Annotated in this window: 20 protein-coding genes; 12 read left to right on the forward strand and 8 right to left on the reverse strand. The window is 66.7% G+C overall.

What is annotated here, in order from left to right:
• The first annotated feature begins 174 nt into the window (after positions 1-174).
• Together LWE61_RS02280 and LWE61_RS02285 are read left to right on the forward strand one after the other, a co-directional pair.
• A complete protein-coding gene (locus LWE61_RS02280) occupies positions 175-522 on the forward strand; it encodes a hypothetical protein (protein ID WP_234148375.1) in 348 nt (115 codons plus the stop codon).
• A gap of 70 nt (positions 523-592) precedes the next feature.
• A complete protein-coding gene (locus LWE61_RS02285) occupies positions 593-922 on the forward strand; it encodes a hypothetical protein (protein ID WP_234148376.1) in 330 nt (109 codons plus the stop codon).
• An 862-nt stretch (positions 923-1,784) separates the two neighbouring features.
• Here LWE61_RS02285 and LWE61_RS02290 read toward each other — a convergent pair.
• The 7 genes from LWE61_RS02290 to LWE61_RS02320 all read right to left on the reverse strand — a co-directional run bounded on the left by LWE61_RS02290 (position 1,785) and on the right by LWE61_RS02320 (position 8,871).
• Positions 1,785-2,111, reverse strand: coding sequence for an antibiotic biosynthesis monooxygenase family protein (locus tag LWE61_RS02290; protein ID WP_234148377.1), 327 nt, complete (start codon positions 2,109-2,111; stop codon positions 1,785-1,787).
• A 10-nt stretch (positions 2,112-2,121) separates the two neighbouring features.
• Positions 2,122-2,304, reverse strand: coding sequence for a hypothetical protein (locus tag LWE61_RS02295; protein WP_234148378.1), 183 nt, complete (start codon positions 2,302-2,304; stop codon positions 2,122-2,124).
• Between the two features lie 131 nt (positions 2,305-2,435).
• Positions 2,436-3,290: an NADPH-dependent oxidoreductase gene (locus tag LWE61_RS02300; protein WP_234148379.1), complete on the reverse strand. Its 855-nt coding sequence runs from the start codon at positions 3,288-3,290 to the stop codon at positions 2,436-2,438.
• Between the two features lie 115 nt (positions 3,291-3,405).
• Positions 3,406-4,083 (reverse strand): c-type cytochrome, encoded by a 678-nt coding sequence (locus tag LWE61_RS02305; protein ID WP_234148380.1) that lies wholly within the window; start codon positions 4,081-4,083, stop codon positions 3,406-3,408.
• Positions 4,076-5,338, reverse strand: a complete 1,263-nt coding sequence (soxC, locus tag LWE61_RS02310) for a sulfite dehydrogenase (protein WP_234148382.1) — start codon at positions 5,336-5,338, stop codon at positions 4,076-4,078. Before soxC ends, LWE61_RS02305 begins: the two co-directional genes overlap by 8 nt.
• 33 nt (positions 5,339-5,371) lie before the next feature.
• The gene (locus tag LWE61_RS02315) at positions 5,372-6,460 is read right to left on the reverse strand and encodes an LLM class flavin-dependent oxidoreductase (RefSeq protein ID WP_234148383.1); all 1,089 of its coding nucleotides are present in this window, start codon (positions 6,458-6,460) and stop codon (positions 5,372-5,374) included.
• Between the two features lie 74 nt (positions 6,461-6,534).
• Positions 6,535-8,871, reverse strand: a complete 2,337-nt coding sequence (locus tag LWE61_RS02320) for a TonB-dependent receptor (protein ID WP_234148384.1) — start codon at positions 8,869-8,871, stop codon at positions 6,535-6,537.
• 416 nt (positions 8,872-9,287) lie between these two features.
• On the opposite strand from LWE61_RS02320, the gene LWE61_RS02325 reads away from it, so the two are divergent.
• The 10 genes from LWE61_RS02325 (at position 9,288) to LWE61_RS02370 (ending at position 18,476) form a co-directional block, all read left to right on the forward strand.
• Positions 9,288-10,214 carry an aldo/keto reductase gene (locus tag LWE61_RS02325; RefSeq protein ID WP_234148385.1) on the forward strand — a complete coding sequence of 309 codons (927 nt, stop codon included), beginning with the start codon at positions 9,288-9,290 and terminating at the stop codon, positions 10,212-10,214.
• 39 nt (positions 10,215-10,253) lie between these two features.
• Positions 10,254-11,231 carry a TauD/TfdA dioxygenase family protein gene (locus LWE61_RS02330; protein WP_234148386.1) on the forward strand — a complete coding sequence of 326 codons (978 nt, stop codon included), beginning with the start codon at positions 10,254-10,256 and terminating at the stop codon, positions 11,229-11,231.
• Between the two features lie 3 nt (positions 11,232-11,234).
• Positions 11,235-12,353: an ABC transporter substrate-binding protein gene (locus LWE61_RS02335; protein WP_234148387.1), complete on the forward strand. Its 1,119-nt coding sequence runs from the start codon at positions 11,235-11,237 to the stop codon at positions 12,351-12,353.
• Between the two features lie 13 nt (positions 12,354-12,366).
• A complete protein-coding gene (locus tag LWE61_RS02340; RefSeq protein ID WP_234148388.1) occupies positions 12,367-13,260 on the forward strand; it encodes an ABC transporter permease in 894 nt (297 codons plus the stop codon).
• Positions 13,257-14,000: an ABC transporter ATP-binding protein gene (locus LWE61_RS02345; RefSeq protein ID WP_234148389.1), complete on the forward strand. Its 744-nt coding sequence runs from the start codon at positions 13,257-13,259 to the stop codon at positions 13,998-14,000. The genes LWE61_RS02340 and LWE61_RS02345 overlap by 4 nt, the downstream gene beginning before the upstream one ends.
• A gap of 243 nt (positions 14,001-14,243) precedes the next feature.
• Positions 14,244-15,575 (forward strand): LLM class flavin-dependent oxidoreductase, encoded by a 1,332-nt coding sequence (locus tag LWE61_RS02350; protein WP_234148390.1) that lies wholly within the window; start codon positions 14,244-14,246, stop codon positions 15,573-15,575.
• 169 nt (positions 15,576-15,744) lie between these two features.
• The gene (locus LWE61_RS02355) at positions 15,745-16,383 is read left to right on the forward strand and encodes a 3'-5' exonuclease family protein (protein ID WP_234148392.1); all 639 of its coding nucleotides are present in this window, start codon (positions 15,745-15,747) and stop codon (positions 16,381-16,383) included.
• Positions 16,384-16,409: 26 nt separating this feature from the next.
• Positions 16,410-17,066 carry a peroxiredoxin gene (locus LWE61_RS02360; protein ID WP_234148393.1) on the forward strand — a complete coding sequence of 219 codons (657 nt, stop codon included), beginning with the start codon at positions 16,410-16,412 and terminating at the stop codon, positions 17,064-17,066.
• Complete coding sequence (locus LWE61_RS02365; protein ID WP_234148394.1) at positions 17,063-17,890, forward strand: CmcJ/NvfI family oxidoreductase; 828 nt, start codon at positions 17,063-17,065, stop codon at positions 17,888-17,890. Before LWE61_RS02360 ends, LWE61_RS02365 begins: the two co-directional genes overlap by 4 nt.
• 70 nt (positions 17,891-17,960) lie before the next feature.
• Positions 17,961-18,476, forward strand: a complete 516-nt coding sequence (locus LWE61_RS02370) for a thioredoxin family protein (RefSeq protein ID WP_234148395.1) — start codon at positions 17,961-17,963, stop codon at positions 18,474-18,476.
• A gap of 149 nt (positions 18,477-18,625) precedes the next feature.
• Here the strand turns inward: LWE61_RS02370 and LWE61_RS02375 are convergent, their stop codons facing one another.
• Positions 18,626-20,017 (reverse strand): sensor histidine kinase, encoded by a 1,392-nt coding sequence (locus LWE61_RS02375; RefSeq protein ID WP_234148396.1) that lies wholly within the window; start codon positions 20,015-20,017, stop codon positions 18,626-18,628.
• Positions 20,018-20,019: the final 2 nt, after the last annotated feature.

Genomic DNA, 20,019 nt, shown 5'->3' on the forward strand with positions numbered 1-20,019 from the left:
CTATTTCACTTTCCCGAAACCCGCCGTTCGTTCATATTTCCACGGCATCGTCGGTGACACGAAAGCCGCTAGTCAGTCGCCGACCAGTTGTTGCCACTTGAACCTCGTGATGGGTTGCCCGAAAGCGGACGTGCAAACTATGCTGCGCGAAGGGTATCCGGTTAGGAGGGGCAGATGTTTATCGCATGGTGGACCGGCAAAGGATACGTGACCATGGTCATCGTCCTCCTGACCATGGTTGTGTTTGGACTTATCCTCCAAGCAGGTGCGCCCTTCCTTCAAGATCGCATGTGGTATTGGGGCATTTCATTCATCGCAGCAGCAGCGATCAATTGGACTGTTGGGACGCGCTGGAACAAAAAGCGCATAGAGCGGGCGAAGCCCAAGCATCTTGGTCAGCGCCTATGGTATCCTGCGATCAACCGCTTCATGTCGATGCCCATGGAGACATTTTCTCTTGTCATCGCATTCGTAGGGCTGGCGCTGATCGCTTCCGGTTTGGCGTCGTCAGTTACTACCTAACCGACCAGTTGCGGGCAATGACCCGGCCTGCCATGAAGCCTAAAAACCAGACGCCGGAAGGCTAGAATGCATGAGCATCATTGAGCAGTCCGGGGAAGTCGCGGTGGCTGAAAAGCCCGGCGGCATTGGTTGTGTTTATGTGATGCTGGGAATCAACGCTATTTTGATTGGCCTTTTGGCTTTCAGCTTCTCTCATGGACCGTACTCCAGCCGTGAGCAGGAGCTTTGGTATCGCTACGGACCGCTCGGTTTTCTTCTTGCTGGCGTCATTCTTCCGACAATAGCATTCCGGTTCGGCGTACTTCGGTCCCAACGCGCTGTAGTCGGCTTGTTGATTTGGATGATAGCGACACTCATGGCCTGTCTGATTTACGCGCTCTTCTCAGGTGGCGGCATCTAAAGCGACGTGTCCGCTTTGTGCGACTTCTTCCCTAAATCCAGACAGTCCCCTTCCCACCCCTCTGCGTCGTTCCGGCGGACGATCTCGCGCGAGCGGAAATCGGACGGGCAGCATTCGGGCGATCACCTCCCCTCGCCATGCGGCGCAGATGTCGCGGACGGGTGGGAAGGGGACTGTCTGGTTGTGGCTAAAAAGAGCGCATAGCTGACGTTGTGTCGTGACGATTACCGTGAGCCTTGGCATACTGCTCGAATGGCAGCATCGCTTTTTCGAGACGTACCGCTAAAGGCTAAAGCTATCGGGTGGGGGATCATTATGATCCCTCTCGCCACATTGGCTCTTCTAGGGGCGATGTTCCTACGTCCCGACCCCATCGATCAAAGGTTGGTATGGGGATGCTATGTGTCTAATGGCGCTCCCGCTCTTGCTGTTCAAGCTGGCACGATACGCATTCTGGATGGAACGCGACGTTCACTGGGCTATGTCGCCGAACCCTATAAGGAAGGCTACCGCTTGACGGTACATCCGGCCCTTCAACTGAAGGTATCGGCAGATGGACGTTATAAATTCGTGCAAGGTCCGGGCACAGGTTATTTCTGGCCGCTTCTCACAGAGAGTTCGGACAATCCGCGAAAAGTGCGAACTCCCCAAGACTTTGGCGGGCGGCTCAGCCTCATAGCAGCAGATGGAACGCCGGCTGTTTATGTCCGCTCTGGGAAGAGCGAGGGCTGCTCCTGAACGACCTGAATTGGTCGTCAGCGGGCCGGCAGCTATCAGTCCCCCCGCACAATGCCATGCCATGAAGCGGAATGGCAGCTATTGCCGTATCCCTGCCGATGACCGGACAGTCTGAAATCGGCCATCACCCACCCCGCCGCACCAGCAAATCCTCCACCACTGTCATCGTGAAGATCGGGTCCGCGTCCGGCGGCACTTCCGCGATGGCGTCGAGGAAGGCGGCGCGGGTTTCGGGGTCGTCATAGACCATCTTGGCGTCGAAGGCCGCGCGCCATGTCGCCTCGTCCGGCCATTCGGCATAGCCGACGAAACGCCCGTCCGCGTCGCGGTGCAGGCGGGAGCCATAGCTGCCATATCGTTCCCGGATCAGGTCGGTGCCGCGTCGCCATGCCGCGCGGAACTGCGCCTCCTTGCCGGGGTGGACGCGCCACCAGTAGACGGCGACGAACATGGCGGGCGGCTCAGCTCCCCGCCTGCGCGTTGCCGGGCGGGGCGAGGGGGTTGGGGTCGCGCGTCTCGCCGAGGATGATGCGCTCTTCGGGGGTCAGTTCCCGGCCTTCCGTCGTGCCCTCCGCGCCCGCGTCCGGCGTGTCCTGTGGCCTGTCGGACTGGTCCTTGGCCGGCGTTTTCTGATGTCCTTCCATGGCTTTGCTCCATTCTGCCTGTCCTGTGAAACGGATGAGGACGGCGCATGTTCAACGGAGTGGTGAAAAGGGGCGTGGTCCCCGCGCGCGCTCTGGCGATGCGGTGGTCATCGGCGCGGGGGTGCGGCCGCCTATTTCAGGCCGAAGCCGAGGCCGGTCAGCGCATCGCGCAGAACATGCCGCCCCGCCAGCGAGTCCACGCCGCGGATGCGCTGGGCCACGATGGCCGTCCAGTCCTTCTCCGGCAGGCCCTGTTCCTGCTGGAAGGTGCGCAGCCGGGCGTTATACGCGTCCTGCGCGCCCCGGCCCGCGTCGGGTGCGCCATATTGCTCGTGGAACAGCACGGCCTCCTGCGGCAGGCGCGGCTTGACGGCGGCGGGAGCGGCGGGATCGGGATGGCCGACGACCAGCCCGAAGAGCGCGAAGACATGGGGCGGCAGGCCGAGTTCGGCGGCGACCTCCGCCGGCTTGTTGCGGATGCCGCCGATATAGACCGCGCCCAGCCCCAGCGATTCCAGCGCCACCACGGCGTTTTGGGCGGCCAGCGTGGTATCGACGGATCCGAGCAGGAAGCTCTCCAGAAAGTCGAGCGCCTGTGGCGGCGTATCCTCGCGCGCGCCGATATTCTGGAGCCGGTTGAGGTCGACCAGCCAAAGGAGGAAGAGCGGGGCGTCGCGGATATGCTGCTGGTTGCCCGCCAGCGCGGCCAGCCGGTCCTTGCGCGCCGGGTCGGTCACCGCGACCACGCTCCACGGCTGGAGGTTGGAGGAGGTGGAGGCGGACTGGGCGGCGGCGACCAGCAGTTCGACCGTGCCCTCCGCCAGCGGATCGGGCCGATAGGCGCGCACCGAACGATGGGCGAGCAGCGTGTCGAGCGTCTCGTTCCACGCAATCGGGCTGTCCCGTTCGTCCCGATAGCGTTCGGTGAGGCGTGCGCCGAGCCGGTCGGCGGTCGCTTCGGGGCGGAGGGGGGCGGTGGTGGCCATGGCGATGCTCTTTCCTGTGGGAGGGTGGGCCTGTCGGTGGTGGGGCCTGTGAGGGATGGGCCTGTGAGGGATGGGCCTGTGAGCGGTGCGCCTGTCGGGGCTGGGGTGGATGGGGTCAGCGGTCCCGGATCGTCCGGTCGAGATTGCCGTCGAACTGGCGGGGGATGAGTTCGACGAAGCCGCCCCGGTTGGGCATGGCGACGCGCGGCAGGCTTTTCGCGTCCAGCCGCGCATTGCGCCCGACGATGCCGTCCACCGACAGCAGATAGGCGACGAGGCCATAGACCTCGTCATCGCTCAAGGACTGGGGGGAATCGAGCGGCATGGCGCGGCGGATATAGTCGAATAGCGGCGGGGCGTAGGGCCAGTAGCTGGCGACGGAGCGGATGGGCCTGGGCGATGCGATGGTGCCGACGCCGCCGGTCAGCCGGTCGGCCACGGCGCCCCCGTCCGGGCCAAGGCCCGCCTCGCCATGGCAGGCAAGGCAGCGCGCCGCGAAGCTCACGCGCCCTTCCGCGACGGAGCCGGACCCTTTGGGCAGACCCGCGCCGTCCGCGCCGATGCTGATGTCGATGGCGGCGATCCCGGCGGGCGTGGCGGGCCGTCCGAGGCGTGGCCCGGCCGCGGGGGCAGAGCCGCCGAGGGTGGGGGCGCTCAGGGCAGGGCCACCAAGGGCAGGGGTGCCAGACGCAGGCGTGCTCAGGATGGGCGCGCCAAGGCTGGCGGCGCTCAGGGCGGAGGCGGCCAGCAACCCGGCGGCGAGCAGGAGGGTGGCGCGGCGCAGGTCAGGCATAGATATGGCTCACCCGCCCGGCGGCATCGACATGCCAGCTCTGGATGCTGTTGTTGTGATAGCCTTGCCCAGGCGCATATTTGGCCAGCCAGTCGGCGCGCAGCGGCTGGGTCGCGCCGGTTTCGTCGGTGGCGCGGCTCATCAGCGTGGCGGGGCCGCCGTCCCATTGCCAGGGGATGCGGAAGCGGGTCAGCGCCTTGGACAGGACGGGTTCGGTCAGCGCTGCCTCCGCCCAGCTCTTGCCGCCGTCCGCCGAAACCTCGACGGAGCGGATGCGGCCACGGCCCGTCCAGGCGAGACCGCTGATCTCCTGATAGCCCGGCCCGCGCAGGTCCAGCCCCAAGGAGGGTTTGAGGATGACGGACTTCACCCCCATGCGCAGCGAGAAGAGTTCCGCCCGGCCATCGCGCAGCAGGTCGGAATATTTGGATGTCTCCTCCCGGCTGTAGGCGGGTTTGGCCATCAGCTTGAGCCGCCGCAGCCATTTTACCGAGGCGTTGCCCTCTATGCCGGGCAGGAACAGGCGCATGGGAAAGCCCTGTTCGGGGCGGATCGGCTCGCCATTCTGGAACAGGGCGATCAGCGCATCGTCGAGGCAGAGGTCGAGGGGGATGCTGCGGACATGGCCGGATGCGTCCGCGCCCTCCGCCTGCACCCAGCGGGCTTCGGGGAGCAACCCGGCCTCGTCCAGCAAGGTGGACAGGCGAACGCCCGTCCATTCCGCGCAGGAGAGCAGGCCGTTGAGGCGGCCCGCATCCACCTGCGCCGGCTTGACGGCGTTCAGCGCGCCGCTGTTGCCCGAACATTCCAGGAAGAGGATGCGGCTTTCCATCGGATAGCGCAGCAGATCCTCGTAGCGGAAGACGAGCGGGCGCTGGACCAGTCCATGGACCAGCACATCATGCGCCAGCGGGTCGATGTCCGGGATGCCATTATGGTGCCGTTCGAAATGCAGGCCATTGGGGGTGATCGTCCCCTCCAGCCGGTCCAGCGGCGTGCGGGACGATCCGGTGCCGGGAAAGTCGATGCGCGCGGGCAGCCGGCGCTGGATCGTGTCCGACGCGGATGCGCGCGCGCCATAGCCGGAGAGCGGACCGCCCGGCGCGGCCATGGAGGCGGGCGGTGTGCCGCCACGCGCTATCGTGCCGAGTGCGCCCATGGAGAGCGCCCCGGTGGCGAGGAAGGCGCGGCGGTGGAGCAGGCCGCCACCGGCGACCCGCTCGTCCTCGCCGCCGTTACCGGTTGTTCGGGCCATGCCTGCCTCCCGATAGCGGCGTCGTGGCCATGGTCAGGCGCCCACCAGTTCCGGGTTACGCAGCAGCGGCAGCAACTGGTCGCCCTGCCGGGCGATCTCGTCCAGATAGGGGGTGTCGGACAGCACGAACTGGGTGATGCCCAGATCGCGATATTTGCGGAGCGAGCGGGCGACATCCTCTGCCGAGCCGACCAGCCATGTCGTGCCCGCGCCGCCGCCGCCGAACTTTCCGGGCGCGGTGTAGAGATTGTCGTCCAGCACGTCGCCGCGCGTGTGCAGGTCGAGCAGGCGCTGCTGCCCCACGGCGGTGGCGCGGCGGTGCTGGTCGGGATCGCCGCCCCGGCTCTCCGCCATCTTCGCCACCTTGGCCTCCGCATCGGCCCAGGCCTGTTCCGTCGTGTCGCGGACCAGCGTGGTGATGCGCAGGCCGAATTGCAGCGGCGGCAGGTCGCGGTCGAGATCGCGGCTCAGCGCCTTCAGACGGGCGATGCGATCGGCCACGCCCTCCAGCGGTTCACCCCAGAAGAGCTGCACATCGGCCTCGGTCGCCGCCACTTGCTCCGCCGCTGGTGACGCCCCGCCGAAATAGAGCTTGGGATGCAGCCGGTCGCCGTGCGGGTGAAGGCGGGGGACGACGGTGGAATCGCTGACCTGGAAATGCGCGCCGTCGAAGGACACACTCTCCTCCGTCCACAGGCGGCGGGTGAGGCGCATGAACTCTTTCGTCCGGGCGTAGCGATGGGCCTGGTCGCCCTCGCTGTCGCCATAGGCGGCGAGATTGTCCTGCCCCGACACGATGTTGATCCGCACCCGGCCCCCGGTCAGATGGTCGAGCGTGGCGACGGAGGAGGCGAAATGGGCCGGGCGCCAATAGCCTGGCCGGATCGCGATCAGCGGTTCGAAGGTGGTGGTCCGCGCCGCCAGCGCCGTGGCGACGGTCAGCGTGTCAGGACGACCCCAGCCCGTGCCGATCAGCGCCCCGGTCCAGCCATGCTGTTCCAGCGCGGTCGCGTGGCCGGTCAGCGTCGCCAGCGTGTTATGATCCGCCTCCTGCGTGTCGCCGCGATGGCCGGGCTGGATCTGGTTGGGGATGTACCACAGAAATTCGGATTCGGTGCTCATATCGGGATGTCCCGTGAAGAGGGTGGAGGAAAGGACGGGGCGGGGAGGGGCGTGTCCGCTCCTCCCCGGTCGGGTCAGAAGGTCACGCGCAACGTGCCGCCCCAGGTGCGGGGCGCGCCAAGCTGTCCGGCATAGGCAAAGGCCGATGCGCCGACGATCTGGGTGGTGGAGAGATTCTGGAAATAGCGTTTGTCGAACATATTGTTCACCCAGGCGGACAGGTCGAACTTGCCATCCTGGAAGGTCGTGCCGACGCGCAGGTTGGCCAGCGCATAGCCCTTGATACGGGTATAGGGACCGGCATCCGCCGCGCCGAAGGTGCCGGAGCGGTAGCTGAACTGGCCGACGGTATAGACCGTCTTTCCACCGCCCAGGTCGATGCGATAGTCGGCGATGCCGTTGGCGATCCACTTGGGCGCCTGCCACAGCGGACGACCCGTGAGGTCGCAGGGACCGGTCACGCCGACCGAGCAGGGGGCGTTGGGGTAGCTGGTGTAGATCGCGTCATTATAGGATGCGCTGCCGGAAAGGGTGAACTGCGGCGTCACATGCAGGGTGCCGTCCACCTCGAACCCGCGCGACCGGACGTTGCCGACATTGGCGAGATAGGACCGGTTGCCGTTGGTCGGCGTGATATTGGCCTGAAGGCCCGTCAGTTCGGTCCAGAAACCGGCGATGTTGAAGGTCAGCCGCTTGTCGAACAGCTCCGTCTTGATGCCCGCTTCCCAGTTGCGGACCTTTTCCGGCTGGAGGACCAGCGGCGTACCGGCGCTGACCGCGCTGTTGAGGTTGAGGCCCGACCCCTTGTAGCCGGTGGAGTATGAGCCATAGACCAGCACGTCCGGCGTGATCTTGTACGCGGCGCTCAGCAGGTAGGACACATTGTCGTTCTTGACCGTCACGTCATAGTCGAACGGGATGGAGGTCGCCGGGTTGGGCGTGCCGTTGATCGAGGTCAGCGATTTGCCCCAGCGTTTATCCTTGGTGTAGCGGATGCCGCCGGTCAGGGTCAGGCCGGGCACGATCTCGTAATTCGCCTGTCCGAAGGCGGCGAAGCTGTCGACCGTGGTGTCCACATTGTCCAGATATTGCGATCCGGGCGCGATGGTGATGGCCGCCGCGTTGGGGTTCGCGCTGCGGGCGTAGTTGGTGTAGAAGGCGCTGGCGTCATAGCCGAACTGGTTGAGGATGAACCGGTCCCGCAGCCGGTTGTGGAACAGGAAGCCGCCGACCTGCCAGCTGAACGGACCCTTGCCGTTGGAGGCGAGGCGAAGTTCCTGCGAATATTGGTTCGTCTTGGTGGTGGCGACATTGACCTGGATGATGTCGAGCGGGGTGCCGTCGCTGTCCTGCAACGGGTCGAAATGCCAATATTTCCACGCCGAGATGGAGGTGAGGGTCGCAAAGCCGAAGTCCCAGTCAGCCTGAAGCGACAGGCCCTTCTGGTCGGTGATCATGTTCTGCGTGGCGTTGTTGCTGGTGTCGCTGCGATTGCCGGTGGGCACATAGCCGAGACCGGCCAGCGTCGCGAGGGTGCGGCCGGTGGTCGCGCTGAGGCTGGCGGGCAGCACCAGCTTGGTCGCGCTGACGCAGCAGGTGTCGTCTTCCTGACTGTAATCGCCGATCAGGCGGATGCTGAGGTTCGGCGTGGGCTTGAACAGCAATTGCGCGCGAAAGCCGGAGCGGCCGATGCTGTTGCCGGCAATGCCCGTCTTGATATTGGGCAGTACGCCGTTGCGGTGGGTGTTGAAGCCGGTGACGCGGAAGGCCAGCACATCGTCGAGGATCGGGCCGGTCAGGCTGATCCGTTCCTGATGATAGCCATAATTGCCCAGTTGCAGTTCGGCCGATCCGCCAAAGGTGAATTCCGGCTTGCGTGTGGTGATGTTGAGCACGCCCGCCGAATTGTTGCGACCGAACAATGTGCCCTGCGGCCCGCGCAGCACCTCCAGCTGCTCGACGTCGATCAGGTCGGCCAGCGCCATGCCGGGGCGGCCCAGATAGACATTGTCGATATAGACGCCGACCGAGGTGTCGAGGCCGTCCGACGCCGACGAAATGCCGATGCCGCGCACGCTGACGGAGGAGTTGCGCGGGTTGCTGTTATAGGCGGAGAAGCTGGGCGTGCGGACCTGGATGTCGGACAGGGTGAAGCCGCCCGTCCGTTCCAGCGACGCGCCGCCGATGACGGACAGGGCGATGGGGACGTCCTGCGCATTCTCCTCCTGCCGGCGCGCGGTCACGGTGATCTCACCGCCCGCCGCGTCGGCCTCGGCGCCATCGTCTGCCGGGGCCGTGCGCTGGGCGGCATAGGCCGCATCGTCGGCGGCCCATGCCGTGCCCGACGACAGGGCGACCGCAGGCACGGCCACCGACGCCAGTAACAGAGCGGCACGATAGGAATATTGCATCAACTCGACCCCTTGGATTTTATCGGAATGCGATGAAGCGGGCCGGACGGAATCGGCCGGGCCGTCCCATCCTCGATCGGCTTCATGACATCCAAATTTCCAATAAATCATATCAGGTCAATAGGATTTAATGTGCGGGAGGGTTCATGACGACTTTCCGGTCCCTGCGTCATGGAGAGATGTTGCGGACGGAATCCATAAAAATACATATTTATCATATGGTTGATTGAATTTCCGGCGCGTCCGACATCCGATTGCAGACATTATCTACTTATATAATAGGAATTATAGCTGTATCCCAAGTTTTTCTACGTTTACCGTCGGGCCGGGCGGGCGCAGCCTCAAGGGCAGGCGCTCGGTCGAGGGCCGTATATTTTCGGGAGTTTCGTGTGATGCCGCGTCTGGGACAGTTGACCGTGAGCCGCCAGGGATATGGCGCGATGGGTCTTTCGCACAGCTATGGCCGGGCGGACGACGCGCAGTCGGTGAAGACCCTGCACCGCGCCATCGAACTGGGCGTGACCTTCTTCGACACCGCCACCGGCTATGGCAAGGGTCATAATGAGCAGTTGCTGGGTCAGGCGCTGGCCGGCAAGCGGGACCAGGTCGTCATCGCCAGCAAGTTCGTCCACCGGCCCAATGGCGCCGACGGTCCGGTCGTCTCCCCGCGCGAAGCGGTGGAGGCCAGCCTCGCCCGGCTGAACGTCGAGCGGATCGACCTCTATTATCTCCACCGCATCGACAAGCAGATCGGCATTGAGGAATCGGTGGGTGAACTGGGCCGTCTGGTCGCGGAAGGCAAGATCGGCGCCGTCGGCGTGTCGGAAGCCAGCGCGGACGAACTGCGCCGGGGCCATGCCGTCCATCCGCTGACCGCCCTGCAAAGCGAATATTCGCTGTGGACCCGCGACGTGGAGGTGGAGATCCTGCCGACCGCCCGCGAACTGGGCATCGGCTTCGTCGCCTACAGCCCGCTGGGCCGGGGTTTCCTCGCCGGCGCGGAAGTGACCGAGGCGGACGATTATCGCAACCAGCATCCCCGCTTCGAGCCGGAGGCCATCGCCGCCAACGCCCGTCGCCGTGAGGTGATCGAGCGTGTGGCGGAGCGTCTGGGCGTGACGAAGGCGCAGGTCGCGCTGGCGTGGGTCTTGTCCCGTGACGTGGTGCCCATCCCCGGCACGCGCCATATCGCCCATCTGGAATCCAACTGGGCGGCCAACGACATCGTGCTCGACACCGCGACGCTGGAGGAACTGGAAACCGCCTATGTGCGCGGTTCCACCGTCGGCACCCGCTACCCTGCCGACCGGCTGGCGCAGGTTCCGCCGGAGCCGGTCGCCTGACCGCCTGATCCAGCCCTCCACCGAAACGGGACGACCCGCATGAGCCTTTCCAGCACCCTGATCGCGGACGGTCCGCGCGATCGCTTCACCTACGATCATCTGGCCGTCACGCCGCTGACGCCCACGATCGGGGCGGAGATCGACGGTATCGACCTCAGCCAACCGATCACCCCCGCGCAGGCGGCGGACATCCAGCGGGCGCTGCATGACTGGCGGGTCGTCTTCTTTCGCGACCAGCGCATCGACAATGACCAGCTCAAGGCCTTTGGCCGCGCGTTCGGCCCGCTGACCCCCGCCCATCCCATCGCGGAGGGACTGGAGGATCACCCGGAAATCTGGGAACGGTCGGTCGAGGAATATCGCACCCGGCGCGAGCGGGCGGAGAGCGCGCCGCCGGGCCGCCAGCCGCCTCGCGATTACAAGGGATGGCATATCGACATCACCTTTGTCGCCAACCCCAACCGCTATTCCATCCTGTATGGCGTGCAGATACCGCCCTATGGCGGCGACACGCTGTTCGCCAATCTGGTCGAGGCCTATCGCGGCCTGTCGCCCGCGATCCAGCGACTGGTCGACGGGTTGCAGGCGGTGCATCGCACCAGCAGCTATGACCTGAACGGCGGCAAGGTTCGCCGCGACGGGCGCTCCACCGGGCCGTTCGTCGCGATCCATCCGCTGGTGCGCGTCCACCCGGAGACGGGCGAGAAGCTGCTGTTCCTCAACCCCGGCACGGTCAGCCATATCGTGGGGCTGAAGGAGCCGGAAAGCCAGGCGCTGCTCGACCTGCTCTTCTACGAAGTCACGCGGCCCGAATATCAGGTGCGCTTCCACTGGCGGCAACATTCGCTGGTGGTGTGGGACAACCAGTCGGTCGCCCACGCCGGACCCATCGACTATGCCCAGTTCGACCTGCCGCGCGCGGTGCGCCGCATCACCGTGGCGGGCGACCTGACGGAGGGGCCGGACGGGTTCCGCAGCCGCGCCATCGAAGGCGAACTTTTCAACGTGCTGGGCTGATCCATGGCCATATCGCGCAAGGGCCGCCGGACGCCGTGGGGCCTGTATGGGCTGGCGGGGTTCGTGGCGATCAGTATCGCCCTCCTGTTCCTCTTCGCGCCCAATCGGGGCGTGGAGGCTTCCGGTGCCGGTGCCAATGGTGGCGAAAACGGCGGGCTGGCGCTGACCGCGCCGCTGCCCACCAAGGTCGGCAAGGACACCGTTCTGGTCGTCGGCGATCCTGTTACCCGCTGGGTGTTCGAGCAGAATGGCTGGGACAAGGAACTGCCCTTCACCATCCGCTGGGCGGAGATCACCGGCGGGCCGGACGTGACCGAGGCCTTTTATGCGCGCGCTCTGGACGTGGGCGTGGGGGCGAATGTGCCGCCCATCCATGCGACCTGGATCGGCCTGCCCGTCCGCATCATCGCCATCCGCCAGCGGCGCGACCCGCTCCACCATCCCGCCTATGTGCTGGGCATCGCGCCGAAGGCCGGGATCAACCGCATCGAGGATCTGCGCGGCAAGCGCATCGCCTTCAGCCCCAGCCAGGTGCAGAGCCAGGTGGTGGTGCAGACGCTCAAGGCGCTGGGCCTGACGCACAAGGATGTAAAGCTGGTCGAGCTGCCCTCCAACATCGGCGGCGATGTCTATACCAGTTCGCTGGCGAGTAACGAGGTGGATGTCGCCCCCATCGGCGGCGGGATCGTGGCCGAACGCTATGTCCGCAAGTTCGGCCGCGACGGCGCGAAGACATTGCCCCACCCGCCGTTCCGCGACGACCTCGCCCTGTCCTATGTCCCGGTCAGCACGCTGGAAAACCCCGGCAAGGCGGCCGCGCTCGCCATCTATATCCGCTATTGGGTCAAGGCCCAGCAATGGCAGCAGACGCACAAGGCGGAGCTGGCGCGCGGCTATTATGAACAGCATCAGGGCCTGCCCGCGGCCGATGCCCGGCTGATCGTCGATGCGGCGGGCGACATAGACTTGCCGTCCGACTGGCGCGAGGCCCGCGCTTATCAGCAGCAGTCGATCGACCTCCTCTCCGCCGAGACCGGGCGGCCCCGTTTCGATGCCGCCACCCTGTTCGATCCCCGTTTCGAACCGCTGGCGACCGTCCCCGCGACGGTCGCGGCACGATGAAGGACATGCCATCGTGAATAGCCTGACCGCAATTGACGCCAACGCCGGCAGCGCGCTCACCGCGCCGCCGCCCGCCGTGACGGCGCGCCCTGAAACGCCGCGCCGGGCGATCCCGTCGTCCGCCGGGTCGGGGCGTCGCCTCGGCCTGGAGAAGGCGTCGCGCTTTGGATGGGCGCTGGGTCCGTTCCTGCTCGTCCTCTACTGGTCGGTGCTGTCCTACACCGGCTTCCTCGACCCGCGGACCCTGCCCGCGCCGTGGGTGGCGGTGGACACCGCCGTCGACCTGGTGCGCACCGGACGGTTGCAGGATAATCTCGCCATCTCCGCCTGGCGCGCCTTTCAGGGCCTGTTGCTGGGCAGCGGGGTCGGGCTGGTGCTGGCGCTGCTGTCGGGCCTCAGCCTGCTCGGCGGCTATGTGATCGACGGGGTGGTGCAGTTGAAGCGCGGCGTGCCCGTGCTGGCGCTGATCCCCTTCATGATCCTGTGGTTCGGTATCGGGGAGGTGATGAAGGTCAGTGTGATCGCCGTCACCGTCTTCGTCCCCATCTATGTCCACACCCACAACGCCCTGCGCGCCATCGACATCAAGCAGGTGGAACTGGCGGAGACGCTGGGCCTGACCCATCTGGAGTTCATCCGCCATGTGGTGCTGCCCGGCGCGCTGCCCGGCCTGCTGCTGGGCCTGCGCTTCGGCGTCACCGCCTCCTGGCTGGCGCTGGTGGTGGTGGAGCAACTCAACGCCTCCAGCGGCATCGGCTATATGGTCACGCTGGCCCGCAACTATGCGCAGACCGACGTGATGCTGGTCGGGTTGATCGTCTATGCGCTGCTGGGCCTGGGTTCGGATGCGCTGGTGCGGCTGGTGCAGGGGCGCGCGCTCCGCTGGCGCAGGACGCTGGCGGCATGAGCGCGGTCGTCTCCATCCGCGGTCTCACCCGCCGCTTCACGCTCAAGGGCATCCTCAACGGCATCGACCTCGACATACAGGAGGGCGAGTTCGTCGCGCTGCTGGGGCGCAGCGGGTCGGGCAAGAGCACGTTGTTGCGCGCCCTCGCGGACCTAGACCATGAGGCGGAGGGCGAGGGCGAGTATAGCGTGCCTGATCGCATTTCGGTTGTGTTTCAGGATGCGCGGCTGCTGCCGTGGAAGCCGGTGCTGGACAATGTCGTACTGGGCCTGCGCGGTCCCGATGCGCGCGAACGGGGTCGCCGGGCGCTGGCCGAGGTGGAACTGGCGGGGCGCGAGGAGGCGTGGCCGCACGAACTGTCCGGCGGCGAACAGCAGCGGGTGGCGCTCGCCCGGTCGCTGGTCCGCGAACCGCAATTGTTGCTGGCGGACGAGCCGTTCGGCGCGCTGGACGCGCTGACCCGCATCCGTATGCATGCGCTGCTCCGCCGCCTGCGCGTGTCGCATGACCCCGCCGTGCTGCTGGTGACGCATGACGTGGCGGAGGCGATCGAGCTGGCCGACCGGATCGTCATCCTGGAGGATGGCCGCATCCACCGCGACATCACCGTCAACCTGCCCGCCGAGGGCGAGGCGCGGCGCGAGCGGTTCGCGGAACTGGAGGAGGAACTGCTCGCCCTGTTCGGGGTCAGGAGCGACACCGGCGTCGGCCATGGCGAACGGGAACGGGCGCAGGGGTAAGGGCAGGCGCTGACGGGACGATGCAGGCGGGTCTGACCAGTGCTGGCGGGGTGGCCGCGTCGCCCGCAGTTGCACTGGCCCCTGTCGGTTCCCTCTATCGCCGCGCGGTCGGTGCCCCGCTCTTGCCACACCCCGCCCTGTTGTAACCCCGGTGGACCAGCCCCACCTGAACGGCTGCACGGGAATGGAGGATGTGCGCCACATGCCCGTTGCTTTCGATAGCCCCGCCAGGACATCATCCGCATGAGCCGACCCCGTCAGTTGCACCTCGGCGCGTTCATGCGCCCTATCTCCATCCACACCGGCGCGTGGCGCTATCCCGGCGCGATGCCCGACGCCAATTTCAACCTTCCCCTGATCGTCAAGGCGGCGCAGCGGCTGGAGGCGGCGAAGTTCGACGCCTTCTTCATGGCGGACCATCTCGCCGTGCTCAACATGCCGATCGAGGCGTTGCAGCGCAGCCATACCGTCACCTCCTTCGAGCCGCTGACTTTGCTGTCCGCGCTGGCGATGGTGACGGAGCGGATCGGCCTGATCGCCACCACATCGACCACCTATGACGAGCCGTTCCACATCGCCCGGCGCATCGCCTCGCTCGACCATATCAGCGGGGGGCGGGCCGGGTGGAATGTCGTCACCACCTCCAACCCGGAGGCGTCGCTGAATTTCGGCAAGGACGACCATCTGGAGCATGACCGGCGCTACGCCCGCGCGCGCGAATTCTATGATGTGGTGACGGGCCTGTGGGATAGCTGGGCCGATGACGCCTTCATCCGCGACGTGGACAGCGGCGTCTTCTTCGACCCCGACAAGCTGCACATCCTCGACCATGCGGGCGAGTATCTGAAGGTGCGCGGGCCGCTCCACATCGCCCGGCCCATACAGGGCTGGCCGGTGACGGTGCAGGCGGGCGCGTCGGAGACGGGGCGGCAACTGGCGGCGGAAACGGCGGAGGTCATCTTTGGCTCCGCCAGCTCGCTGAACAGCGGCAAGGCTTTCTATGCCGATGTGAAGGACCGGATGACCGCCCTTGGCCGGGACCCCGACAGCCTCAAGATCCTGCCCGCCGCCTTTGTCGTGGTGGGGAATACGGTGGAGGAGGCGCAGGCGAAGCGCGCCCACCTCGACAGCCTCGTCCATTATGACAGCGGCATCCGCTCGCTCTCCATCGGGCTGGGCCATGATGTCTCCGGCTATGACCCGGACGGGCCGCTGCCGGAAATACCGGAAAGCAACGCCAGCAAGTCGGGCCGGGCGCAGATCGTCGAGGCGGCGCGGGAGCGGGGCTATACGATTCGCGAACTGGCGGCGAAGGCGGGCAGCTATTCCGGCCTGTCCTTCGTCGGCACGGCGCACAGCATCGCGGACGAGATGGAGGCGTGGCTGGAGGAGCGGGGGTCGGACGGCTTCAACATCCTGTTCCCCTGGCTGCCGGGCGGGCTGGAGGATTTCGCTGGCGGCGTGGTGCCCGAACTGCAACGGCGCGGCCTGTTCCGCACCGAATATGACGGCACGACCCTGCGCGATCATCTCGGCCTCCAGCGCCCGGCCAACCGCTTTTTCCCTGGCGACTGAGCGGGTCGGGCGCCGATGGCGTGAATACTCTAGTAATTTAGTAGGATAAGATAGAAATTCTATCGCGCCATGGCCGCGTCACGGGCCTATTCCATCAGCATAAGGAAAACGGACGGGCGACAGGGGCATCCAAGGGATCGGCAGAGATCGGTAATCGGGACGACGGCCAATGGATTATGTTGCGATTGATTTCGAAGCGAGCTGCTTGCCCCGTCACGGCCGGTCCTATCCCATCGAGGTCGGCCTGTGCGGTCCCGAAGGCCCTGTCTCCTGGCTGATCCGCCCGCATGGCGACTGGCATGGCTGGGACTGGACAGCGGAGGCAGAGGCGATCCATGGCATCGGTCGCGACCGGATCGCGCGTGATGGCCTGCCCGCCGCCGTGGTGCTGGACCGGCTGATCGACCGGATCGACGGGCGGCCCGTGGTGGCGGACAGCGCGTTGGACGGGGCATGGTGGGACATATTGGCGCAGGCCGCCGGGCGTCCCGGCCCGTCGCCGGTCACCACCGCCGCGACCCTGTTCGACAGGCTGGGCACGACCACCGAGCATATCCTCGCGGCGCAGCGTCACGCCGACCGCCAGTGCGCGGCGCGCCACCGGGCGGCGGACGATGCGCTGTGGCTGTGGACGGTGCTGGACCGGCTGGAGGCCCTGACGCCGTCCGCGTCCGATCCCCTGCTGCGGCGGGATGCGCCATCCTCCCCCGGTCGGGCAAGTTCTTCGAAGCGGCCAGTGTCTTCGGACCGGCCAGGCTTTTCCGACTGGCCATCCTCTTCCGAATGGATCGCCGGACTGGCCGCCTGATTCTCTCGCCCACAAGGAGACATGACATGTCACTCAAGCTTGCCGACATCGTGCCCGACTTCACCCAGGATTCGACCGAGGGTCGCCTGACCTTCTACGACTGGGCGGGCGATAGCTGGGTCGTGCTCTTCTCCCACCCGCGCGACTATACGCCCGTCTGTACGACCGAACTGGGCACGGTCGCCCGGCTGAAGCCGGAGTTCGAGCGACGCGGCGTCAAGGTCATCGGCCTCTCGGTCGATCCGGTGGACAGCCATGAAGGCTGGGCGCGCGACATTGCGGAGACGCAGGGGACCGCGCTCAACTTCCCGCTGATCGCCGACCATGATCGGGCGGTGTCCGGCCTGCTCGACCTGATCCATCCCAATGCGTCGGACACGACCACCGTGCGCACCGTGCTGGTGATCGACCCGGCGAAGAAGCTGCGCCTGACCCTCACCTATCCCGCCTCCACCGGGCGCAATTTCCAGGAGATTTTGCGGACCATCGACAGCCTGCAACTGACCGACGCGCACAAGGTCGCGACCCCCGCCGACTGGCAGCCGGGCGACGATGTCATCATCGTCCCGTCGGTGGATAACGAGGCGGCGCGCGCCCTCTTCCCCGGCGGATGGACCGAACATAAGCCCTATCTGCGCACCGTGGCGCAGCCGCAGCCAAAGACGGCGGAAGCGGCGGAATGACCGGGCTGGCCGCCCTCCACTTCCTGCGTCCGATGGACGGGCGGCCGGTCGCCTATCAATATGATCCGCCGCCGGGCGTGCCGCAGCGGACAGGCGATTATGATCCGCAGCCGGTGGTGATCCGGGACGCGCGGCCCCTCGCCGCCGGCCTGTCGCTGGACGGGGAGGGGTTCGCCCTGCTCGATCGGCCCAGCGTGTTTGCCGATTTCGGGGATCAGGACGCGATCCGCTCCGTCTATTATCGCGAGGTGGAAGGCCTGATCGCCGGGGCGACGGGCGCGGCCCTCGTCATCGCGTTCGACCATAATATCCGCAGCGCGGCGCGGGCGGCGGGGGATGCGGGCATCCGCCCGCCCGTGGAGCGGACGCACAACGACTTCACCGCGCGATCCGGGCCGGACCGGGCGGCGCGCGAACTGAGGGCGCGGGGGCTGGATGCCGACCGGCTGCTGGAATCGCGCTTCGCCATCGTCAACCTGTGGCGTCCCATCGGGCGGCCGGTGGAGAAGTCGCCGCTGGCGCTGTGCGATGCCCGGTCGATCCGGGCGGAAGACCTGATCCCGTCCGACCTCGTCTATCGCGACCGGGTGGGGGAGACCTATTCGCTGGCCTTCGACGCGGCGCAACGCTGGTATTATTTCCCGCGCCTGACCCCGGCGGAGGCGATCCTCATCAAGGGCTATGATTCCGAAGAAAGCGGGGTCGCGCGCTTTGCGGCCCATAGCGCGTTCGACGACCCCGCCAGCCCGCGCGCCGCGCCGGAACGGCAGAGCATAGAAGTGCGCGCGCTGGTCCTGTGGCTGGACGCGGGCGCAGCGCATTGACCGACCCCGCCGATCCGGCGACACTATTTTCCCCACCCATCGGCCCTTTCCCCATCCATCGGAGCCTGTCGTGAACCGTAGCATCCTGTCGCTTGCCCTTGCCGTCCTGCCCTTTCTGGCCATCGGTGCGGAGGCCGGGGCGGTGCCCGCGCCGCGCGTGTCCGTGACCAGCCTTGACGCGCTGCCCCAGCCGTTGCCGCTGCCCTATGACGAGAAGGCCGATGCCGACCGGCAGGTCGCGGCGGCGAAGGCAAAGGCGAAGGCGCAGGGCAAGAAGCTGCTGATCGACCTGGGCGGCAACTGGTGCCCGGATTGCCGGGTGCTGGCGGGCGTGCTGGAACTGCGGGAGGTCAAGGCGTTCCTCGCCAGACATTATGTCGTCGTCACCGTCGATGTGGGGCGGCTGGACAAGAATCTCCAGATCGCCCGCCGCTATGGCGTGCCCGCGGTGAAGGGGGTTCCCGCCGTGCTGGTCGTCGATCCGAAAACCGACAAGCTGCTGAACGAGGGGCGCCTGTTCGCCCTGTCGGACGCGCGTCACATGACGCCGCAGGCGCTGGCCGACTGGCTGGCGCAATGGATCTGACGGGCAGCGTCCTGCGCGGCGCCTTTTCAGAAACGTGCCTGTCAGACGCTGACCTTTCCGGGGTTTAGAGCCTGATGGTTTGTCCTTGAATCGTCATGGCTTCGCCGCGCTCGCAATGACGAAGCGGGTCAATCTGACACCATCACGCTTTAGCCGTCGGGGGCCGCCGGGATCGCCGCGCGGATGTGAAAGGCGCCGTCGCGCCGGTCGAACCGCAACGCGCCACCATGCATGCGCACCGTGGATTCGACCAGCGCAAGGCCGAGGCCCGCGCCCTCCTTGCTGCGCGCATTGTCCAGCCGTCCGAACCGGCTGAGCGCGACCTGTTCCTGATCCGGCGCGAATCCGTCGCCCTGATCCGCAATGGTGATGATCGCCTCGTCCCCCTCCCGCCGGACCGAGGCGGTGATCGTGCCCGCGCCATATTTCAGCGCGTTGTCGATCAGGTTGCTGATCGCCATGGTCAGCATCTCGCGGTGGACCAGCGCCATGCACGGCGCGGGCGTGTCGAGGTGGAGGGCGCGGCCATGCTCCTCCACCAGCGGTTCGTAGAGGTCGGCAATGTCGGCCATCAGCAGGGAGAGATCCTGCATCGCCATCTGCCGCCGCGCCAGCCCGGCCTCCGCGCGGGAGATTTCGAGCGCGTTGGAGAGCATCAGGTGCAGCCGCTCCGCCTCCAGGCTGACGCTCGCCAGCACCTCCGGCCAGTCCGCGTCGCGATGGTCGCCGGTGATGGCGTGGTCGATGCGGGCGCGCAGCCGCATGATGGGAGAGCGCAGGTCGTGCGCCAGACTGTCCGACAGCACCCGCAATTCCTCGACCAGCGCGCCGATGCGGTCGAGCATCTGGTTCACCCGCGCGCCCAGCTTGTCGAAACTGTCGCCCGACCCGTCCAGCGGCACCCGGTCGGACAGGCGACCGGCGGCGACGGCGGCGGCGGTGGCGTCGATCCGCTCCACCCGCCCCTCGATCACCCGCACCGCCAGCCATGCGCCCAGCAGGGCGAGGGGCAGAGCGATGAGGAGGGAGGTCAGCGCCGCATCCGTGATGGATTCGCGCAGGGCATCGCTGCGCTGGTTGGTGTGGCCGACCAGCAGGCGATAGCTGCCATAGACGGGCTGGACCGCGATGGCGTAGCGCCGCTCCTCCGCCGCGCCGGGCACGCGGATGATGAGCCAGCGGACGCTGCCGCCCCGGTCGAGCGCGGCGGGCCATTGGGTGACATTGCCCGCGACGATGCGATTGTCGCGGTCGGCCAGCGCGATGATGTCGCCCCGGTTGGACGGGCTGCGCAACCGGGCGAGCAGGTCGTGGCGAAAGCGGGGCAGGGTCATGTCCCGCGCATCGTCGATCAGGTCCGCGAGCCGCTGGCTGGCGACACTCTCGTCCCGCGCATCGACCGCGCTGTGCAGTTCCTGCGACACGACGACCAGCATCGCGCCGACCAGACACAGCTCGATCACCACGATCAGGGCGAGGAAGCGGAAATGGGCCGAGCGGAGCAGGGGCCGCAGGGCGGGGAAGGTCAGCGGCGGCGGCATGG

Origin of the sequence: Sphingobium sufflavum, from assembly GCF_021403115.1 — a bacterium.
In the GTDB taxonomy this organism is placed as follows: Bacteria; Pseudomonadota; Alphaproteobacteria; order Sphingomonadales; family Sphingomonadaceae; genus Sphingobium; species Sphingobium sufflavum.